Raw genomic sequence first — 15310 nt, 5'->3', positions numbered from 1 at the left:
TAGTATTATTAGGAAGTAATCATGAACGACCCCCATTTCACCGTCCCCATCGCCCAGCACATCTGGGATACCAAATACCGCTACTATGAGCACGGTGTCGCGCTGGACACTTGTATCGAAGACACCTGGCAGCGTGTTGCGAAGGCGCTGGCCGTGCCGGAGAAAAGTCCGGATGATTCGCAGGCGCGCTTTTACAGCATTCTGCGCGATTTTAAATTTCTTCCCGGCGGGCGGATTCAAGCGGGGGCGGGGACTGCGCATCAGGTGACGTTGTTTAATTGTTTCGTGATGGGGACGATTGCCGATTCGATGGATGGCATTTTTGACGCGCTCAAGGAAGGGGCGTTAACGATGCAGCAGGGCGGCGGGGTTGGGTATGATTTCTCGACGCTGCGGCCACGCGGTATGCCAGCCGCCAGTGTCGGGTCGGTGGCTTCCGGGCCGGTTTCGTTCATGCGCATCTGGGACAGCATGTGCGCGACCATCCTGTCGACCGGCGCGCGGCGCGGTGCGATGATGGGTACGTTGCGTTGCGATCATCCGGATATCGAGGAATTCATCGCCGCCAAGCAGGATCGCAGCCAGTTGCGGCATTTCAATGTTTCCGTGCTCATCACCGACGCGTTTATGACCGCCGTCAGCCGTGACGACGATTGGCCGCTGGTTTTTCCTGCGAGCGAAAGTGAAACCGGTGGCGAGCTGCTCGTGCGTGTCTGGCCAGGCTATGGCGATACGGTGCCGTGCAAGGTGTACAAACGCATCCGGGCGCGTACGTTATGGCAGAAAATCATGCAAGCCAACTATGATTACGCCGAACCGGGCGTGTTGTTCATCGACCGCATCAACCGGCTGAATAATCTGTATTACTGCGAAACGATTCAAGCCACCAATCCGTGCGGCGAAGTGCCGCTGCCGCCTTACGGCGCTTGCAACCTGGGTTCGATCAATCTCACGCAATTCGTGCGCAATCCTTTTACTGCACAGACGAGTCTCGATCTGGAAGGCATCGGCGCGGTAGCTGCAACCGCCGTGCGGCTGCTGGATAATGTTATCGATGTTTCGCATTTTCCCTTAGCCCGCCAGGCTGAACAGGTGCAGCGTTCGCGCCGTATTGGTCTGGGTATCACGGGTTTGGCCGATGCATTGATCATGCTGCAAATCCGTTACGGCGGCAATGAAGCGGAGAAAATCACGCAGCAAGTCATGCAGCACATCTGTCACGCGGCTTATCAAGCTTCGATAGAACTGGCGCGGGAGAAAGGCGCGTTTCCGCTGCTCGATAAAGAAAAATACCTGGCCGGTGCTTTTGTGCGGACGTTGCCCAAATCGATCCGCAGCGGCATCGCGCAGTACGGTATCCGCAACAGCCATCTGACCGCTATCGCTCCGGCGGGTACTATCAGTCTGCTGGCCAATAATGTTTCGAGCGGGCTGGAGCCGGTATTTGGCAGTGATTACATGCGCCAGGTACTTAAGCGTGACGGCTGTTACGCGGATTATGCAGTGACCGATTATGCTGCCGCTCTATGGCGCAAAGAACGTGCGCGTGACGATCTGCCTCCGGCTTTCGTTACGGCGCATGCGCTGACACCGGACGAACACCTGCATATGCAGGCAGCGATCCAGCCGTATGTCGATCAGGCGATCTCCAAGACGATCAATGTTCCAGCGGATTATGATTTCGAAGCTTTTAGTACTCTTTATCAGAAAGCGTACGATTTCGGCTTGAAAGGCTGCACTACGTTCCGGCCTAATGCGGTGACTGGCGAAATTTTGCATAAACCGGATGTAGAACATGCAGCGCCGCATTGCTGCGGTCTGGAGCGGGAGCCGGACTAAGCACCCGGGTGACATTAAAAATCCGGATCGTCCGGAAAAATACCCGTCCGTGCAACGCCATCGTCCCCGATGCTGCCGCGGAACATGCCGCTGGTGTTGTAACGCATCGCGAAGCGGCCTTGCGCATCCAGCACGATCAAACCGCCGTCGCCACCGAGCGCGGCGACTTCCGCGAGTGTACGGTCGGCAGCCTCGGCAAGTGGGATTTGTTGCAACCGCACCTGTGCCGCCGTATTAAACGCCGCTGCGGTTTGGATGAACATTTCACCACTGCCGGTTGCGGATACCGCGATCGAGCGATTGTCCGCGTAGGTGCCCGCGCCAATGATAGGTGAATCGCCGACGCGCCCGTAGCGTTTGTTCGTGAGTCCCCCGGTCGAGGTGCCTGCGGCGAGATTGCCGTAGCGATCCAGTGCCACGGCGCCGACAGTGCCGTGTTTCTCATCGCCATCGGGCGACGGCGTGCCTGAGTCCATGTCGTGATCGCGCACCACCTGTTCTTTCGCGATGGCTTTTTGCAGCTGATCCCAGCGGCGCTGTGTGTAGAAATAAGCTGGGTCGACGATTTCCACGCCGTGCTCGGCAGCGAAAGTCTCGGCGCCCTGGCCGATCAGCATCACATGTTTGCTTTGCGTCATGACCGCATGCGCGGCGCGGATCGGGTTGCGGATCGTGGTGACCCCGGCAATAGCGCCCGCCATGCTCGTAGCGCCATCCATGATCGATGCATCCAGTTCGTTACGGCCTTCGTGACTGAACACCGCGCCTTTGCCGGCATTGAACAACGGCGAATCTTCCATCAACACAATCGCGGCGATCACGGCGTCGATACTGCTGCCGCCCGCTTTGAGGACGGCGTGGCCGGCAGTTAGCGATTCAGCCAGCACTTGCCGGTAAGCCTGTTCGCGTTCCGCAGTCAGGCGGTTGCGGTTGATCGCGCCAGCGCCGCCATGAATGATGAGGCGGATGGGCGCGGTATCAATGAGAGTCTGGTGTTTTCCGGTCACGGTTTGATGAATCAGAAAGAATGAGAAGTGAGTGTAGCGAGTGCTGATTCCAAGTTACTTTTTTGTGTCATCCCAAATAATGGTACCCGCTATGCTTGTTTCTGCAAAATCCGGACATGTTTCATCGCCGCGGCCCGTAAAGCCGCCATCGGGTGCGCAAATGACGTTGCCGGTTGTGTCGTACAAGATATTGAACATATCGCAGCATTGCGAGGCGAAGTAATAAACTCTTGCACCTTTATATTCAAATTGTCTGATCAAAAGGGGGCGATCAGTAGCAGTAGGCACTTTTATGAAACCATCAATTTTTTGCACAAGCCATAAAGGAAGAAAATCTTTGTCGAATCCTTCAATAGCAAAAGTATTTTCTGGCTGAATCAATTTTAAATTTGCCCAGATTTTTTCCTCGCCGATCATCACGCAAGGAACATGTACTCTGTTTTTGGAAACATCGTAGCGTGCAGTGCACTGCTCTTCCGATGCTGTAGTTACCGTAGAAAAAGTAAAAAGTCCTAAACTTATCATCAACCCTAGCGCATATTTCTTTAACATTTTTCTTTTTCCTGAATTTAAATGCGAATTGGCCTTAACGATAGCTATCGAACCCGGGTAGATTCCTTATTCGCCATTTCCAATACATCGTTTGCCGTGAGCTGCCTGCTCATGTCGCCATCCCAGGTGGCGTTGAACGGCAACGTATTTTGCACCAGCTTGGCGCGATTCAGATAAGCATGCAGCGTCATTTCCGGTTGTGTGATCGGAATGGCGATGGCGCGCGGGTTGCGCGTGACTTCGGTGAGCAGGGTTTGATTGACCTTGGCCTGTCGCCGCGCATCGCGCTTACCTTTGGGCGTTGCGCGCACAGTGCTTAACGATTTCTTGAGCAGATTGGCGTGATTGCGCTTGTCGTCTTCCAGGATCGGGTAAGCTTGCAAATACAACTGATTGCCGCGCCAGCCTAGCAAACGCGGCTGATTGACAATGCGGATCGGCGTGCCGACGGGGACATCGCGGTAAATGCCGACGATGTCTTCCGGGTACATGCGCAGACAACCATGACTGCCGCGCAAGCCGATGCTGGGTGGTTTGTCGGTGCCGTGAATGGCGTAGTTCGGCCAGTCCAGTTTCAATACATGCGTGCCCATCGGGTTATCCGGTCCGGGTGGTACCACGGCGGGCAGCGGATCGCCGTTTTTGGCGTGTTCCCGGCGGATCGAAGGCGTCGGAATCCAACTGGGATTTTCCGTTTTCGAGGCAACGCGCGTCATCCCTTCCGGCGTTTTCCATTCCACCCGGCCGATGCCGACCGGATGCGTAATGACTTTTTGCGGCTTGCCGGGCTTGGTCTTGGGAAAATAAAACAACCGCATCGCCGCGAGATTGATCACAACGCCCTGACGCGGCGCGTCCGGCAGCACGAACTGCGTGGGGATCACAATCCTGGTACCCGCTTTCGGTAACCACGGATCGATACCGGGATTGGCGCTGACGATTTCTTCATAACCTAGGTTGAAGCGCCGCGCGATGTCGGACAACGTATCGTCCTTGCTCGCTGTGATAACTTGCACCGAACCAACCACATCGTCGCGCGCCGGATCAAAACTGAACTCATGACTGGCGACCGGGATAGGCAATGGCTTCACCACAGGTACAGGCGACGCCGCTTGTTGGGTTGGAATCGATTGGCAACCGGTGAGGAACAGAAGACCGGCACAGAAGCCGCACGCGAGGCCATCACGGAACAACGATAAATATTTTTTATGCATAATAATCAAAAGGATCGTGAAACTTGGACGTGATCGATGACGGTCAATTTACAAGATTTCTCACGATGACACAACCATTAACCATAACAAATCAGGATATTCGCAGGGTCATTTAAAGTATTGGCTGAGGGGATTGAGAGTACGCTAATCACCACGAGGGCGATAAGTTCTAGTGGTGATTTGAAGTTGTTATCAACACATTTTTTGACCGGAAAAATTGATTGCCAGTATGATTGCCGGTTTGAGAAAACAGTATTTGATTTTATTGTTTATGTGTATTTATAAGGTCATAAATAATAGACTAATAAAAGCAATTTGTTTGTCTGTTAAAGTCTTCGTTATGTGTTTAAAAAAATAATTCAATGCATTTATATGGGTATGGCAACTAGTTTGGTGGGATGGACAAGCGAAACGTTATCCATCATCGGTTAAATCAGTTTTGATAGGTTAATTATTGAAAATGGCCACTATCGGTTTCATCGGTCTCGGCATCATGGGCAAACCCATGGCGGAGCATTTGATCAAAGGCGGGCATCGTCTGTTTTTACACTCGCGCAGCGGCGTGCCTGCGGATTTGGTTGCATTGGGTGGCAGTGCTGCATCTTCGCCCGAGGAAGTGGCGCGGCATGCGGACATCATCATCACCATGCTGCCGGATACGCCGGACGTGGAAAAAGTGCTGTTCGGCGAGCATGGTGTAGCCGATGGGCTGCAATCCGATCCTGGACGGAGCCAGATCATCGTCGATATGAGTTCGATTTCGCCGCTGGCGACGCGAGAATTTGCCGTGCGGCTGAATGCGCTCGGGCACGACTATGCCGATGCGCCGGTGTCGGGCGGCGATATCGGTGCGCAAAATGCCACGCTGACAATCATGGTGGGTGCGAGCAAAACGGTGTTTGATCGGATTCAGCCGATCCTCGCGTTGATGGGCAAGAGCGTGACGCATATCGGCGATGTCGGCGCCGGACAGGTGTGCAAGGTCGCCAATCAGATTGTGGTGTCGTCGGCAATCGAAGCGGTGGCCGAGGCGCTGCTGTTCGCGTCCAAGGCCGGTGTCGATCCGGCCAAAGTGCGGCAAGCGTTGCTGGGCGGATTTGCCGCGTCGAAGGCGCTGGAGGTGCACGGGCAGCGCATGATCGAACGGCGTTTCGAGCCGGGGTTTCGCATCGAATTGCACCATAAGGATTTGAATATCGCGTTGCAAAGCGCCGCCGAATTGGGTGTGAGCCTGCCGACTACGGCGACGGTGCGCGAATTGTTTTCCGCATGTCTCGCGCACGGCGGCGCAAAGTGGGATAATTCCGCCATTGTCAAAATGCTGGAAAAACTGGCCAACCACGAAATTCAAAAACACCCTGAATAATCACATGCCTTCTCAAGAACTGGTCAATAAACTGCGGGCTTTCTTACCGCATGAAGCGGTGTTGCATGAAGCCGAAGACTTGAAACCGTACGAATGTGACGGTTTGTCGGCTTACCGGCAATTGCCGATGATCGTGGTGTTGCCGCAGAGCGAAGAGCAGATCGTTAAAATTTTGCAGCTTTGCTATGCGTCGAAAACGCCTGTGGTGGCACGGGGTGCCGGTACCGGCTTATCGGGTGGCGCGTTGCCGCATGCCGAAGGTGTTTTGATGTCGCTGGCCAAGTTGAAGCAAATCATCGCCATCGATCCGCTGGCGCGCACGGCGCGCGTGCAGCCCGGTGTGCGCAATCTGGCGATCAGTGAAGCGGCGGCACCGCATGGTTTGTACTATGCGCCCGATCCTTCGTCGCAAATCGCCTGTTCGATCGGCGGTAATGTCGCGGAAAATTCCGGCGGTGTGCATTGCCTGAAATACGGTCTGACCGTGCACAACATTCTCAAACTACGGGTGTTGACGATGGACGGCGAGTGCCTGGAGATCGGCGGCGATAGCCTGGACAGCGCGGGTTATGACTTGCTGGCGTTGATGACGGGCAGTGAAGGCATGTTGGGTATCGTCACGGAAATCACCGTCAAGCTGATTCCCAAACCGGAAAAAGCGCAATTGGTGATGGCGGCGTTTGACGATGTGCAGAAGGCCGGTAGCGCGGTGGCGAATGTCATCGGCGCCGGCATCATCCCTGCCGGGATGGAAATGATGGACAAAATTACGATTCATGCGGTGGAGGAATTCTTGCACGCCGGTTATGATTTGGCGGCGGAAGCCATTTTATTGTGCGAGTCGGACGGCAGCACCGAGGAAGTGGCGGATGAAATCCGGCGGATTTATGCCATCATGCAGCAAAGCGGCGCGACCAACATCAGTACGTCGAATAATGAAGCCGAACGGCTCAAGTTCTGGGCCGGGCGTAAAGCGGCGTTTCCCGCGGCGGGCCGGGTTTCGCCGGATTATTACTGCATGGACGGCACCATTCCGCGTAAACGCCTGGCCGATGTGCTGCGCGGCATTGAAGAACTTTCACAAAAATATGGATTGCGCTGCATGAATGTGTTTCATGCCGGGGACGGCAATTTGCATCCGCTGATTTTGTACGATGCGAACAAACCGGGTGAGTTGGAAAGAACCGAGGAATTCGGCGGCAAAATACTGGAAATGTGCATTCATGCTGGTGGTACGATCACCGGAGAGCATGGCGTGGGAATGGAAAAAATCAATCAGATGTGTTCACAATTCGGAACCGGAGAACTGGCCATGTTCCATGCCGTGAAAGCGGCGTTCGATTCAGCGGGTTTGCTGAATCCGGGCAAGGCTGTACCTGAATTGCACCGTTGCGCGGAGCTGGGGGCGATGCATGTGCATCGCGGTGAGCAAAAATTTGCCGATTTGCCGCGCTTTTGAATGCCATGCAGACCACAATCGATCAATACCAAGCAGTGATTCGCGCTGCGGCTGAATCTAAAACCCCGCTGCGAATACGCGGCGGCGGCACCAAGGATTTTTACGGTAATCGGGCAGGAGAACAAAACAGCACGCTGCTGGATATGAACGATTACAACGGTATCGTGGATTACGAACCGACCGAACTGGTGATCACCGCACGTGCCGGTACACGGCTGGCCGATCTGGAAGCCGAACTTGACCGGTATGGCCAGATGCTGGCATTCGAACCGCCGCATTTCGGTGTGGCGGCTAGCTTGGGCGGCTGCGTTGCTGCGGGGCTATCCGGTCCGCGCCGTGCCGCCGCTGGTAGTGTGCGCGATTTTGTGTTGGGTGTGCGGTTGCTCGACGGAAAAGGCGAAGATCTGCATTTTGGCGGGCAGGTGATGAAGAATGTCGCCGGTTACGATGTGTCTCGGTTGATGGCGGGATCGATGGGTACGCTGGGTGTATTACTCGAAGCTTCGCTGAAAGTTTTACCCAAACCGGCGATGGAAACGACGCTATGCATGGCTATGGATGAAGCGGGTGCGATCGAAAAGATGAATCAATGGGCGGGTAAACCGCTGCCGGTTTCCGCGACTTGTTTTGCCGATGGCCAATTATTTGTCAGACTTTCCGGCGCCGAACCGGCAGTGCGTGCGGCCCAAGTGAAATTGGGTGGAGAAACGCTGGCGGATGATAAAATTTTTTGGCAATCGGTGCGCGAACATATGCACGGCTTTTTCCAGCCGGACAAACCGCTGTGGCGCTTATCGATCAAATCGACAACACCACCCTTATTGTTGCCGGGTAAGCAGCTGCTGGAATGGAATGGCGGCTTGCGCTGGCTGCGCACCGATGGCGGCGAAGACGCTGAAGCTATTCGTGCCGCCGCGAAAGAAGCGGGTGGTCACGCTACATTGTTTCGTCATAATAAATCAGGTATTTTCGTGTTCCACCCTTTACCTTCCGGCATGATGAAAATCCATCGCGTGCTGAAAGAAAAATTTGATCCATCCGGGATTTTCAATCCCGGACGACTTTATTCCGAGATTTAAATGCAAACCAAGCTCGCTGATTTTATAAAAAATTCCCCGCAAGGCCAGGAAGCCGACGCTATTTTGCGCAGTTGCGTGCATTGCGGTTTCTGCTTGGCGACTTGTCCGACGTATCAAATTCTGGGCGATGAGCTGGATAGTCCGCGCGGGCGTATTTATTTGATGAAACAGATGCTCGAAGGGCAGCCGGTTACACAAAAAACCCAATTGCATCTGGATCGTTGTCTGACGTGCCGCGCGTGCGAGACGACGTGCCCATCCGGTGTGCGCTATGGCGCTTTAGTCGATATCGGCCGCGCTATGGTTGAACAACAAGTGAAACGCGACACGCAATCGGAGGTGTTGCGTTTTACGTTGCGTAAAGTGTTGCCCAATGCTTGGGTATTTAATACTTTGTTCAAGGCAGGTCAGCTTGTGCGGCCGTTTTTGCCGCAGAGTTTAAAAAGAAAAATTCCAACTAATCTCAGTTCCGCCAAGGCCTGGCCTGAATCGCGTCATGCCCGGAAAATGCTGGTGCTGGATGGGTGTGTGCAACCGTCGTTGGCACCTAACATTAATGCCGCTACTGCGCGTGTACTGGATCGTCTGGGAATTTCGTTAATGAAAGCGGAAAATGCCGGGTGCTGCGGGGCCGTGGCTTTCCATCTGAATGCGCAGCAGGATGGACTCGATTACATGCGCCGCAATATCGATGCCTGGTGGCCATGGGTGGAACGAAAGGAAGTCGATGCGATTGTGGTCACTGCCAGCGGCTGTGGCGTGACGGTGAAAGAATACGGACATTTTTTGCAGCATGATCCGGTTTATGCCGGAAGGGCCGCTAAGGTTTCGGCCCTTGCCAAAGATATTGGCGAAATCGTTCATGCGGAATTGGATAAGATTGAGCAATTACTCGCTCAGCAGCGTATTAATGCTGGAAAGACCAAATTGTCGTTTCATTCTCCCTGTACGTTGCAGCACGGCATGCAGATTCGCGGCGTGGTTGAGAAAATTCTGCACAGCGCCGGTTTTGATTTGACTACGGTGCCCAATGCCCATCTGTGTTGTGGCTCGGCGGGTACATATTCTATCCTGCAACCGGAGCTTTCGCAGCAGCTGCTGAAAAATAAAGTGACAGCACTGGAATCTGGTAAGCCTGATCAGATAGCCACTGCGAATATCGGTTGTTTAATGCATTTGCAGACCGGCACCGCGTTATCAGTCAAGCACTGGGTTGAGCTTCTGGATGAGCGGTTATCCGGCAGCTGAACGGTGAAAAGTTTTCATTTCGATTAATATTCTAAATTTTTTGTTATACAATCCTTGGCTAAGTTGTTCGGGCGAAATTTCTGGGCATACATAAATGAGTAACAGGCATATAGATAATCAATTGGAGAAGATATGAAGGTAGTTTCTAAAAGTAATTGGGTAGCAAAATTTGGTGGTGCAGTATTGGCATCTTTTATGGCGCTACCATCGTATGCGCAGTTAATGCTCGCTCACGAAGGTCATCACGATGCTGGCGGTTGTACGATCAAAACCGGCGAATTCCCGGTAACGTTCAGTGCGTATGAAGTACCGGAAGGCGGCATACCACCGATGCATTCGTTCTGCGAGAATCTGCCAAATACCGGCAAGGTGAATTTGACCATTGAATTACCGCATGAAGCACGGGAAATTCCTTTAGCAGTTCGCTTAGTTAAAGATGGACATGAAGGCCATGGTGCCAAGCCAGCCGCACCGGCGGAGCAAAAAGCAGCGGATGCTGGTGATCATGCAGGACACGAAGGAATGAATCATGATCAGCACGCAGGACATGCTGCTGAACATGGTTTGGTTTATATGCCCGCGCAAAAGCATAACTCCGGAATCATTGTGGTAGCAGCCAATATCCAGGAAATAGGTCAGTACGCTATACAACTGGAAAAGAAAGACGACGCAGGCAATGTCAAAACAGTCGTTAAAATTCCATTAGGTGTTGGTAAAGGCGGTGGCCATGGCAGTCATGGCGGCGGTCTTGGCATGATGGAAATTGCTGTATTAGTCCTAGTTGCTGGCGGTGGCGCTGCATTCTATTTTGTGCGCCGCAAAAAGGCATCGGAAGCTTAAGCGTAAACTTCAGTGTAAACTGACAAGGCTTTTTTCATTGGTGGAACGGATGTGATATGCACCGCTTAGGTTGTGATTGAATCAAGCGGTGCAATTTGATTTTTTGAATCAAAACCAGTGAGTAAGATAATACCAATTATTCCTACGCTACCATGTCAGCTAAAATCCCTTGACAGTGGTGAGGTGACTAAGTAGTCTAGAAGATGCTTACTGCCTGTGGGATGAGGAATTGTATGGGCAGAGGGAATGGATAGATAAAGGAAGTAAAAGCTCTGGATACTGGGTATATGAAGGGTATTCATGGTGGAAGAGAACAAGAAGAAGAGCAAAGTAAAGAAGAGGCAAGGAAGAAACTTATGGAAAACCAAAGGAGAGAGAGATGAAAGGCAAGCTATGGCCGAGGATAGTAGCGGTACTGTTAGGAGGGATGCTGATAGGAGCGGCCCAGGCTGACATACCGAGCGTACCGAACGAACTGTATGAAGCGTTGAAACTGGACCGTACGAAAGTAACGCCGAAGGAACTGCACGAAGCGCTGGTTAAGCGCTACAAAGATCCTGCGCAAGGAGCGGGACGCGGCACACTGGCGCAATACTGGGAACCGATCCCGTACGGAATTTACCTGGATCCGGCGACATTTTACAAATCACCGACCACGAACAAAGAAGTAGCAAGCCGTAAAGAATGCGTGGAATGCCACACCGACGAATCACCGGTATGGGTACAAGCATGGAAGAGAAGCAGCCATGCGAACCTGGACAAAGTGCGCAACCTGAAACCGGGCGAACCTACTTTTTACAAGAAAGCCAAACTGGAAGAAGTCGAAAAGAACCTTCGCTCGATGGGCAGACTGGCTGAAGGCGAGAACCTGAAAGAAGTTGGCTGTATCGACTGTCACGTAGACATTGGTGCGAAGAAAAAAGCCGACCACACCAAAGACATCAGAATGCCGACGGCCGATGTATGCGGCACCTGTCACTTGGCAGAATTTGCGGAACGTGAATCGGAACGCGACACGATGATCTGGCCGCACGACCAATGGCCGGATGGACGCCCATCGCACGCACTGGACTACAAAGCCAACGTAGAAACTACCGTATGGGCAGCGATGCCACAACGTGAAGTAGCCGAAGGCTGCTCAATGTGCCACACCAACCAAAACAAATGTGACTCATGCCACACCCGTCACGAATTCTCAGCAGCGGAATCCCGCAGACCGGAAGCCTGCGCAACCTGTCACAGCGGCGTAGACCACAACAACTGGGAAGCGTACTCCATGTCCAAGCACGGCAAAATTGTCGGCATGCTGGGCAACCAATGGAACTGGGAAGCACCGTTAAAAGACGCCTATGCAGTAGGCGGACAAAGCGCACCAACCTGCGCCGGCTGCCACATGGAATACGAAGGCGAATATAGCCACAACATGGTCAGAAAAATCCGCTGGGCGAACTACCCGTTTGTTCCTGGAATTGCGGAAAACATCAAAAGTGAATGGTCGGAAAAACGTCTGGACTCATGGGTAGTCACTTGTACCCAATGCCACTCGGAACGTTTTGCCCGCTCCTACCTCGATCTGATGGACAAAGGCACATTGGAAGGACTGGCTAAATACCAAGAAGCCAATGCAGTCGTACATCAACTGTACAAAGAAGGCCTGCTGACCGGTCAAAAAACCAACCGTCCTGCACCACCTGCACCGGAAAAAGAAGGCTACGCCTACTTTGCCCAACTGTTCTGGTCGAAAGGCAACAGCCCTGCAGCCATCGAACTGAAAGTGCTGGAAATGCATGAAAACGACCTGGCCAAGATGCACGTAGGCCTAGCGCACGTTAACCCAGGCGGCTGGACCTACACCGAAGGCTGGGGTCCGATCAACCGCGCTTATGTTGAGATTCAAGACGAAAACACCCGCATCCGTGAAATGGTTGCACTGCAAGAACGTGTTAAAAATCTTGAAACCAAGAAAACCAGCCTACTCGACTTAGACGGCACAGCAGAGAAAATCTCTCTGGGCGGTTTAGGCGGTGGCATGCTGCTAGCCGGAACACTGGCACTGGCAGGCTGGCGCAAACGTAAACAAAGCGAAGCTTGATAAGCGCTAACGCAGAAGATCGCACTGCCAAGGCAGTGCGATCGTCAGACAAGCTACTCCCGTCATTAGGAATCATCCTAGTGACGGGAGGTTTGCTTTTATTGGGCTGGTTTGCGTATTTATGGTTTAAACCGGTACCGGCCCCCTATCAATATCAACTGGTCGCGGAAGGCGACAGCCAGAAGTTCAGCAAAATGGACCTATCGGGCTGGCCCGAACTCAAGCTAAGCCAATACAAAGTACAAGCGGACGGCGTAGCCAAACCCATCGCCGAATTCATCGTCGCAAGACAAAAGGATGAAGCACCGGTACTAATTTACTGGAAGAACAGCACCAACGAAATACTCTACAACTTTGACCGCAAACCATCGGAACTTAGCACCCTGGCAGCGGCGATAGCCAAACACGCCCCGAAAGACGCCCTGATACTCTCATGGTGGGACACATCGCGGCAAATCAAACTGCTCACCGGCCACGACACACTCTTTACCAGCCACCTGAACGAACCGCTGATGATACCGGTCCCCTGGTTGGAACAAAGCGAAGCCATCCAAGCCTATGAAAAACAATTCTGGGGAAGCAAAGCCAGTCAAAAAGAACGGGAGCAATTCAAACGTTTCAGCGAAGCCCTGACGGCCCCTGCGGAAGAAGGCGTCAAGCAACTGCGGGAACTGATAGGCTCAGACCGGGAAACCTATGTCATCGTACATGTCACCGACCTGTATAAAGCAGGACTCATGCACCCCGACAGAATCGGCGTAGCGTTTCAGAACTTCCCGATGACCGGCAACATGCACGGCATGATCAACCAGATGAAAGTGCAACTGAAGGAAAACGACTTTGACACCTACACCCTGCAATCGGTCGCGGACGAAGAAATCAGAGTATTCTTCCTGAGTGACGAAAAGAGCAGCCAAACCCTACTGGCGAGGATGTTACCGTTTGTAGACAAAAAAGCCCCGACCGAACTGGACGTAGCGCAACTGATCTATCAACAAGGCGGCTACTGGGTATACCGGCTACCGTAAACGGAAACGCCAGCGAAATAGCCATTTACACAAAGCGGCGATAGCGTACAATACGAGCCATCAAAAACTTGAATTAAAAAAGCATAAAGGAGGAAGGATGAAACACCCAATAACCTATCTACTGGCTGTTCTGGCAGCAGCCGCATTTTTCTCAGGCGCAGCGATAGCGGACACTTTTGAAGGACGCGCGAAATGCAGCTCCTGCCACAAATCGCAAGCCAAAGCATGGAAAGACACCGCGCACGCCAAAGCGATGGAATCGCTGAAACCTGGCGCACGCAAAGAAGCCAAAGTTAAAGCCAAACTGGATCCGGAAAAAGACTACACCCAAGACAAAGACTGCGTAGGCTGTCACGTAGACGGCTTCGGCAAGAAAGGCGGCTATACCATAGAAGCAGCGAAGAAGCCCCTAGCGGCAGTAGGTTGTGAATCGTGCCACGGACCTGGTAAGAACTACCGTGGCGACCACCGCAAGGCAGGACAAGCATTTGAAAGCAAAGGCACCACCACACAACGTAAAGTGGTTGCTGACAAAGGCCAAGACTTCCACTTTGAAGAAGCCTGCGCAGCTTGCCATTTGAACTACGAAGGCTCACCCTGGAAAGGCGCGAAAGCCCCTTACACCCCATTCACCCCTGCAGTAGACCCTAAATACACCTTTGACTTTGACAAGATGGTCAAAGACGTCAAAGCAATGCACGAGCATTACAAACTGGACGGCACTTTCGTAGGCGAGCCAAAATTCAAGTACCATGACGAATTCCAAGCCAGCGCAAAGGAAAAGACAGGGGACAAAAAAGATAAAGGAAAAGAGTAATGACAGGCATACAAAAAGGAGCGATAGGCACGCTGCTGACAGGTGGTCTGCTGGGCATCGTACTGGTAGCGGTCGTATTTGGCGGGGAAGCAGCACTCTCGACCGAAGAATTCTGCACCAGCTGCCACTCGATGACCTATACGCAAACGGAATTAAGACAATCGACGCACTATGGTGCGTTGGGTGTCAATCCCAGCTGTAAAGATTGTCATATACCGCAAGGCTTCAAGAACTTTCATTTAGCGGTGTATAGCCACGCAGTGGATGGCGCGAGAGAACTGTATCTGGAACTGATGAATGACTACTCGACGCTGGAGAAATTTAACGAACGCCGCTTGATCATGGCGCACGATGCGCGGATGAACCTGAAGAAATGGGACAGCATCACCTGCCGTGACTGCCATAAGAACCCGAATCCACCGGGAGCTGACGCCCAAGAAGCGCACAAGAAGATGAAGACGGAAGGTGCGACGTGTATAGACTGCCATCAGAACCTGGTACATGAAGAAGTACCGAAGACCGACCTGAATGCGAGCTTGAAAGCTGGCAAGCTGGTTTTGGTGAAGGAAGAAGATGAAGGCGGTAGTGGAGAAGACGAAGACGAGGAAGAAGACGAGGGTGAAGGAGCGGCTGGAGGATCATCTGGAGGATCATCTGGCAGCACAGAAGCCCAGAGTGATGATGAAGATGAGGATGAAGAGTAATTATCTTCACACTTCGTTGAAGTAAATATAAACTATGCAGGACATATCAAGGCGTTTGCAGATAA

General features: G+C 52.7%; 13 protein-coding genes. 10 read left to right on the top strand and 3 right to left on the bottom strand.

Features of this window, described 5'->3' with window-relative positions; genetic code table 11:
* Positions 1 to 21 precede the first annotated feature (21 nt).
* Positions 22 to 1839, top strand: coding sequence for an adenosylcobalamin-dependent ribonucleoside-diphosphate reductase (locus R2083_RS11415; protein WP_317538514.1), 1818 nt, complete (start codon positions 22 to 24; stop codon positions 1837 to 1839).
* 14 nt (positions 1840 to 1853) lie between these two features.
* Here R2083_RS11415 and R2083_RS11410 read toward each other — a convergent pair whose 3' ends face one another.
* Genes R2083_RS11410 through R2083_RS11400 form a run of 3 tightly spaced genes read right to left on the bottom strand, consistent with a single transcriptional unit; the run spans position 1854 to position 4612 of the window.
* Positions 1854 to 2846: an isoaspartyl peptidase/L-asparaginase gene (locus tag R2083_RS11410; RefSeq protein ID WP_317538513.1), complete on the bottom strand. Its 993-nt coding sequence runs from the start codon at positions 2844 to 2846 to the stop codon at positions 1854 to 1856.
* 54 nt (positions 2847 to 2900) lie between these two features.
* Positions 2901 to 3398: a DUF6970 domain-containing protein gene (locus tag R2083_RS11405; RefSeq protein WP_317538512.1), complete on the bottom strand. Its 498-nt coding sequence runs from the start codon at positions 3396 to 3398 to the stop codon at positions 2901 to 2903.
* Positions 3399 to 3442: 44 nt separating this feature from the next.
* Positions 3443 to 4612 (bottom strand): L,D-transpeptidase family protein, encoded by a 1170-nt coding sequence (locus R2083_RS11400; RefSeq protein ID WP_317538511.1) that lies wholly within the window; start codon positions 4610 to 4612, stop codon positions 3443 to 3445.
* Between the two features lie 460 nt (positions 4613 to 5072).
* Here R2083_RS11400 and R2083_RS11395 point away from each other — a divergent pair, with 460 nt between their 5' ends.
* The 9 genes from R2083_RS11395 (at position 5073) to R2083_RS11355 (ending at position 15245) form a co-directional block, all read left to right on the top strand.
* Positions 5073 to 5978 carry a 2-hydroxy-3-oxopropionate reductase gene (locus tag R2083_RS11395; protein ID WP_317538510.1) on the top strand — a complete coding sequence of 302 codons (906 nt, stop codon included), beginning with the start codon at positions 5073 to 5075 and terminating at the stop codon, positions 5976 to 5978.
* Positions 5979 to 5982: 4 nt separating this feature from the next.
* Positions 5983 to 7437 carry an FAD-linked oxidase C-terminal domain-containing protein gene (locus tag R2083_RS11390; protein ID WP_317538509.1) on the top strand — a complete coding sequence of 485 codons (1455 nt, stop codon included), beginning with the start codon at positions 5983 to 5985 and terminating at the stop codon, positions 7435 to 7437.
* A 5-nt stretch (positions 7438 to 7442) separates the two neighbouring features.
* Positions 7443 to 8516, top strand: a complete 1074-nt coding sequence (gene glcE, locus R2083_RS11385) for a glycolate oxidase subunit GlcE (RefSeq protein ID WP_317538508.1) — start codon at positions 7443 to 7445, stop codon at positions 8514 to 8516.
* On the top strand, positions 8517 to 9764 hold the full coding sequence (glcF, locus tag R2083_RS11380; protein ID WP_317538507.1) for a glycolate oxidase subunit GlcF: 1248 nt from the start codon (positions 8517 to 8519) through the stop codon (positions 9762 to 9764).
* A gap of 132 nt (positions 9765 to 9896) precedes the next feature.
* On the top strand, positions 9897 to 10604 hold the full coding sequence (locus R2083_RS11375; protein WP_317538506.1) for a hypothetical protein: 708 nt from the start codon (positions 9897 to 9899) through the stop codon (positions 10602 to 10604).
* Positions 10605 to 10983: 379 nt separating this feature from the next.
* On the top strand, positions 10984 to 12696 hold the full coding sequence (locus R2083_RS11370) for a multiheme c-type cytochrome (protein ID WP_317529993.1): 1713 nt from the start codon (positions 10984 to 10986) through the stop codon (positions 12694 to 12696).
* 35 nt (positions 12697 to 12731) lie between these two features.
* On the top strand, positions 12732 to 13724 hold the full coding sequence (haoB, locus tag R2083_RS11365; protein WP_317532046.1) for a hydroxylamine oxidation protein HaoB: 993 nt from the start codon (positions 12732 to 12734) through the stop codon (positions 13722 to 13724).
* Positions 13725 to 13821: 97 nt separating this feature from the next.
* Positions 13822 to 14541: a cytochrome c-550 CycA gene (gene cycA / locus R2083_RS11360; protein ID WP_317529994.1), complete on the top strand. Its 720-nt coding sequence runs from the start codon at positions 13822 to 13824 to the stop codon at positions 14539 to 14541.
* Positions 14541 to 15245, top strand: coding sequence for a NapC/NirT family cytochrome c (locus tag R2083_RS11355; protein WP_317538505.1), 705 nt, complete (start codon positions 14541 to 14543; stop codon positions 15243 to 15245). Before cycA ends, R2083_RS11355 begins: the two co-directional genes overlap by 1 nt.
* Positions 15246 to 15310: the final 65 nt, after the last annotated feature.

Origin of the sequence: Nitrosomonas sp. Is35, assembly GCF_033063295.1 — a bacterium.
Taxonomy (GTDB): Bacteria; Pseudomonadota; Gammaproteobacteria; order Burkholderiales; family Nitrosomonadaceae; genus Nitrosomonas.
Note: the sequence above shows the minus strand (reverse complement) of the source record. Positions and strands in the feature narration are given on the sequence as shown.

Excerpts from the sequence above, each read along its gene's own strand:
- R2083_RS11415 (WP_317538514.1), top strand. The coding sequence starts at position 22 with ATGAACGACCCCCATTTCACCGTCCCCATCGCCCAGCACATCTGGGAT.
- R2083_RS11405 (WP_317538512.1), bottom strand. The coding sequence starts at position 3,398 with ATGTTAAAGAAATATGCGCTAGGGTTGATGATAAGTTTAGGACTTTTT.
- R2083_RS11400 (WP_317538511.1), bottom strand. The coding sequence starts at position 4,612 with ATGCATAAAAAATATTTATCGTTGTTCCGTGATGGCCTCGCGTGCGGC.
- R2083_RS11395 (WP_317538510.1), top strand. The coding sequence starts at position 5,073 with ATGGCCACTATCGGTTTCATCGGTCTCGGCATCATGGGCAAACCCATG.
- R2083_RS11390 (WP_317538509.1), top strand. The coding sequence starts at position 5,983 with ATGCCTTCTCAAGAACTGGTCAATAAACTGCGGGCTTTCTTACCGCAT.
- glcE (WP_317538508.1), top strand. The coding sequence starts at position 7,443 with ATGCAGACCACAATCGATCAATACCAAGCAGTGATTCGCGCTGCGGCT.
- glcF (WP_317538507.1), top strand. The coding sequence starts at position 8,517 with ATGCAAACCAAGCTCGCTGATTTTATAAAAAATTCCCCGCAAGGCCAG.
- R2083_RS11375 (WP_317538506.1), top strand. The coding sequence starts at position 9,897 with ATGAAGGTAGTTTCTAAAAGTAATTGGGTAGCAAAATTTGGTGGTGCA.
- R2083_RS11370 (WP_317529993.1), top strand. The coding sequence starts at position 10,984 with ATGAAAGGCAAGCTATGGCCGAGGATAGTAGCGGTACTGTTAGGAGGG.
- cycA (WP_317529994.1), top strand. The coding sequence starts at position 13,822 with ATGAAACACCCAATAACCTATCTACTGGCTGTTCTGGCAGCAGCCGCA.
- R2083_RS11355 (WP_317538505.1), top strand. The coding sequence starts at position 14,541 with ATGACAGGCATACAAAAAGGAGCGATAGGCACGCTGCTGACAGGTGGT.